At 62.7% G+C, this 4,336-nt stretch carries 5 protein-coding genes; all 5 read left to right on the top strand.

Annotated elements, in window-relative coordinates; all coding sequences use genetic code 11:
- On the top strand, positions 1-1,054 hold a 1,054-nt coding region (locus tag WCB02_RS32200; protein ID WP_423964619.1), incomplete at its 5' end, for a BamA/TamA family outer membrane protein.
- Positions 1,055-1,198: 144 nt separating this feature from the next.
- Positions 1,199-2,266: a UDP-3-O-(3-hydroxymyristoyl)glucosamine N-acyltransferase gene (gene lpxD, locus WCB02_RS32195; protein ID WP_423964621.1), complete on the top strand. Its 1,068-nt coding sequence runs from the start codon at positions 1,199-1,201 to the stop codon at positions 2,264-2,266.
- Positions 2,266-2,724, top strand: a complete 459-nt coding sequence (gene fabZ / locus WCB02_RS32190; RefSeq protein WP_423964616.1) for a 3-hydroxyacyl-ACP dehydratase FabZ — start codon at positions 2,266-2,268, stop codon at positions 2,722-2,724. The genes lpxD and fabZ overlap by 1 nt, the downstream gene beginning before the upstream one ends.
- Before the next feature lie 211 nt (positions 2,725-2,935).
- Positions 2,936-3,739 (top strand): acyl-ACP--UDP-N-acetylglucosamine O-acyltransferase, encoded by an 804-nt coding sequence (gene lpxA / locus WCB02_RS32185; protein WP_423964613.1) that lies wholly within the window; start codon positions 2,936-2,938, stop codon positions 3,737-3,739.
- 2 nt (positions 3,740-3,741) lie between these two features.
- On the top strand, positions 3,742-4,336 hold a 595-nt coding region (locus WCB02_RS32180; RefSeq protein ID WP_423964610.1), incomplete at its 3' end, for an LpxI family protein.

Here is a 4,336-nt window from a genome sequence, read left to right as displayed (position 1 = left end):
GCTCGCCAATACCTACGTTTCCTACGGCACCACGACGATCGGCTTCAGTCCGCGGCTGGGCTTCCAGTTGCGCGAAGATCTCTCGTTGCAGCTGCGCTACTCGATCTATCAGCAGCAGATCTCGCTGCCGGCCGCTCTGGCGAACTGTAACAATACCACCAACAACCCGAACCTTGCCTTCAATCCGTCACCGGCTTGGGTGAACGCGAACGGCGGAGCCGCGGTGGCACAGGGGTTTGGCGCGGTCGACTCGTCGGGCCTTGGCCTGTGGTGTTACAGCGATGGCGAGGCCTCCCTGCCGGTGCGCGAGGAGCTTGCGAGCGGCCCGTCGCTGACATCGGCTGTCGGTTATTCGCTGGACTATAATACGCTCGACAACAATAAGAACCCGACCGACGGCCTCTTGATCGACTTCAAGCAGGATTTCGCCGGCGTCGGTGGCAACGTTTCCTATCTGAAGGAACAGTTCGACGGCAAATACTACACCCCGCTGGTTGCCGATATCGTCGGTTTGCTGCACGTGCAGGCTGGCGTCATGAACGCGGTCGGCAACAGCCAGCTTCGCATGCTCGACAATTTCCAGATGGGTCCGAATCTGGTGCGCGGCTTTGCTCCGAACGGCATCGGTCCGCGCGATATCAATCCCTACGGCACGATGGACGCGCTCGGCGGCACCAAATATTGGGGCGCGTCTTTCGAACTGCAGATGCCGTTCTGGTTCCTGCCGAAGGAAGTTGGTCTGAAGGGTGCGGTCTACGCCGATGCCGGTGGACTGTATGATTACCAGGGGCCGACGACCTGGGCCGCGACCGGGGAAGTCACCACGCCGCAAAATTCGAACTGCATCAAGCCGACGGTCACTCCCGTGCCGACGCCTGGAACCTGCACAGGCTTGGTGTACGATAGCAGCAGCATCGTCCGCAGCTCGGTGGGTGTCGGTCTGATCTGGGCCTCGCCGTTCGGGCCGCTGCGGTTCGACTACGCGATCCCGCTGACCAAGGGGCAGTACGACCGGGTGCAGGAATTCAAGTTTGGTGGCGGTACCTCCTTCTAAGGCATGATCCGCAACAGCCGGGGCCGGTTTTCCGAATTGATCCCGCCCAGACAATGAGCTAGAGCGCGATGACGATCGGTTTGGGTGTCATCGCGCGCCGGGGCGCTCGCGAGCGACAAGCAGTTCGTTACCGCGACGGATGGAATGGCGCAGCCGACTTTCTTTGAAACTCCTCCTTGTTCGACGCTGGCCGACATCGCAGCGCTCGCCAAGGCCGAATTGCTCGATCCGTCGCGTGCCGCTCAGCCGGTCAGGGGGCTCGCTTCGCTTGACGAAGCGGGGCCCTTGCATCTGACATTCTTCGACAATTTGAAGTATGCCGGCGATCTCGCCGCGACCAAGGCGGGCGCCATCCTGGTCAGCGCGCGGTTTGCGAACAGCGTTCCCGCCCATGTTGCGGTCTTGCGCGCGGCAAAGCCCTTCCGGGCCTTCGTGCAGATTGCCCGCGAACTCCATCGCGATGCGCTTCGACCGCAATCCTGGTTCGGTTGTGAGGGAATCGCTGTGTCCGCGATCATTGATCCGACGGCTCGTCTGGAGGACGGCGTGATCGTCGAGCCGCTCGCCGTGATCGGACCGCGCGTCGAAATCGGCGCGGGAACGGTGATCGGTGCCGGCGCCGTGATCGGCGCCGATGTCAGGATGGGCAGGGATTGCAATGTCGGGGCGCGCTCGGCGATCCAGTGCGCGCTGATCGGCAATAATGTCCTGATCCATCCCGGCTGCAGCATCGGCCAGGACGGTTTCGGCTTCCTGTTCTTCGGTCCCGAAGGCCACCTGAAAGTCCCTCAGACCGGGCGGGTATTGATTCAGAATGACGTGGAGATCGGAGCCGGCACCACGATCGATCGCGGCAGCCTGCGTGACACCGTGATCGGTGAGGGCACCAAAATCGACAACCAGGTCCAGATCGGTCACAATGTGAGCATCGGCCGGCATTGCCTGCTGGCGGCCCAGATCGGGCTCGCGGGCAGCCTGACGATTGGTGACAATGTGGCGCTCGGGGCGAAGGTCGGGATCAACAATCATCTGAAGATCGGCGATGGGGCGCAGGTGACGGCGATGAGCGCCGTGAAGGATGACATCCCGCCGAATGGCCGCTGGGGTGGTCACTTCGCCAAACCGACCAAGCAGTGGTTCAGGGAGATCGTCGCGGTCGAGCGCCTGGTGCGCGACGGCAAGGCTGAGGCAAAGGATGAGGGGCGGGAGTGATGGAGGAGTCGCCGGTCAAGTTTGCGTTGGTGGATATCAATGACATCCTCAAGACGCTCCCGCATCGCTATCCGATGCTGCTGATCGACCGGGTGCTCAACATCCGCGCCGATTACAGCGGAATCGGCATCAAGAACGTCACGTTCAACGAGCCGCCGTTCCTTGGCCATTTCCCGGAACGGCCGGTCTATCCCGGCGTGATGATGATCGAGGCGATGGCGCAGACCGCGGGCGTCATCGGCATCAAGTCGGTCGAAGGCACCGAGAAACCGCGCGCGGTCTACTTCCTGACCATCGACAAATGCAAGTTCCGCAAGCCGGTGATGCCTGGCGACACCATCGAATACCACATGACCTCGATCGGCCGCCGCAACACCATGTGGTGGTTTCACGGCGATGCCAGGGTGAACGGCAAGACCGTCGCGCAAGCCGATGTCGGCGCGATGCTGACGGACTGAGCAGGCAGCGCGAGCTTCCAAGGCTTGCCATCGCACCGAGCCCAAAGCGGCGCCGCGATGATTTTCCGTGTCGGATTTTTCTGCTGGGGCAATCGTCCGTGACCGAAACACCGCGTAACCATACGTCACTGGACAGCGCCGGAACTGCGCGCTAACCACCAAAAAATCAGGTCTATTCACGACAAATCGAAGGCGGGCAGCAGTTGATCCGATGAGCACGATCGATCCCACCGCACGCGTTGCGGACGGCGCCGTGATCGGCGAAGGCACGCAGATTGGTCCCTATTGCATCATCGGACCCGATGTCGTGATCGGCAGCAATTGCAGGCTGATCGCGCATGTCCATATCACCGCGCAAACCGGGATCGGCGATGGCTGCACCATCTATCCATTCGCCTCGCTGGGCACGCCGCCACAATCCCTGAGCTATCGCGGCGAACTGACCAGGCTCGAGATCGGTGCAGGCTGCACGATCCGCGAATCCGTCACCATGAATGCAGGGACCGTGGCTGGTGGCGGCATCACCCGCGTCGGCGACCGCGGTTATTTCATGAACTGCAGCCATGTCGGGCACGACTGTCGTGTCGGCAATGACGTGATCTTCGCAACGTCGGCGACCCTCGGCGGCCACTGCGAGATCGGCGACCATGTCTTCATTGGCGGATTGTCGGCGGTGCATCAGTTCACCCGGATCGGACCGCAGGTGATGGTCGGCGGGGTCTGCGGCGTGCGCGGCGATGTCATTCCATTCGGGCTCGTCAACGGTCAATATGCCGCGCTCGAAGGCCTCAACATCATCGGCATGAAGCGCCGCAAATTCTCCCGCGAGCGGCTCGCCACGGTCCGCGCCTTCTATCAGAAGCTGTTTCATGGACCCGGCATCTTCGCCGAACGTTTGAGCCGCGTGCAGTCGCAGGCTGGCGACGATCCGGCGATTGCCGAGATCCTCAGCTTTATCGCCGACGCCAAGCATCGGCCGCTCTGCCTTCCGGCCGACGACGCCAGCCGGGCTTGACGATGGCCGCGCCGGCGCCATCGATCGCCTCTCCCGTCGGCCTGATCGCTGCCGGTGGAACCATGCCGTTCGCAGTGGCGGAATCGGCTGCCGCACGCGGCATCGACACCGTGCTGTTCGCGCTGAAAGGCGTGTGCGACCCGAAGCGGGTCGCGGGATTCCGCCACCACTGGATTTCCGTCGGTCAGCTCGGCCGGGCCACCAAACTGTTTCGCGCCGAAGGCTGCCGCGACCTGATCTTCATCGGCACGTTGGTACGGCCGGCGCTGTCCGAGCTTCGTCTGGATTTCGGCACGCTCCGCGTCATCGGTCAGGTCTGGGCGGCGTTTCGTGGCGGGGATGATCATCTGTTGTCCGGTATCGCCCGTATCCTGGAGCGCGAGGGTTTTCGCCTGGTGGGGCTGAAGGATGTCGCGCCGGATCTGTTGATGCCGGAGGGATGTCTGACCCATATCGAGCCGGATGCATCCGATTTCGCCGATATTGCCAAGGGCCGCGAGGTGCTGGCCGCGCTCAGCCCGTTCGACATCGGTCAGGCGACCATCGTGATCGACGGGCACGTGGTCGGGATCGAGGACATCGAGGGCACCGATGGAC

It is taken from the genome of Bradyrhizobium sp. (genome assembly GCF_049581145.1).
GTDB lineage: Bacteria > Pseudomonadota > Alphaproteobacteria > Rhizobiales > Xanthobacteraceae > Bradyrhizobium.
This window is presented reverse-complemented; position numbering and strand designations above follow the sequence as displayed.

Coding starts and splice junctions, on each gene's coding strand:
- lpxD (WP_423964621.1), top strand. CDS start 1,199: ATGGCGCAGCCGACTTTCTTTGAAACTCCTCCTTGTTCGACGCTGGCC.
- fabZ (WP_423964616.1), top strand. CDS start 2,266: ATGGAGGAGTCGCCGGTCAAGTTTGCGTTGGTGGATATCAATGACATC.
- lpxA (WP_423964613.1), top strand. CDS start 2,936: ATGAGCACGATCGATCCCACCGCACGCGTTGCGGACGGCGCCGTGATC.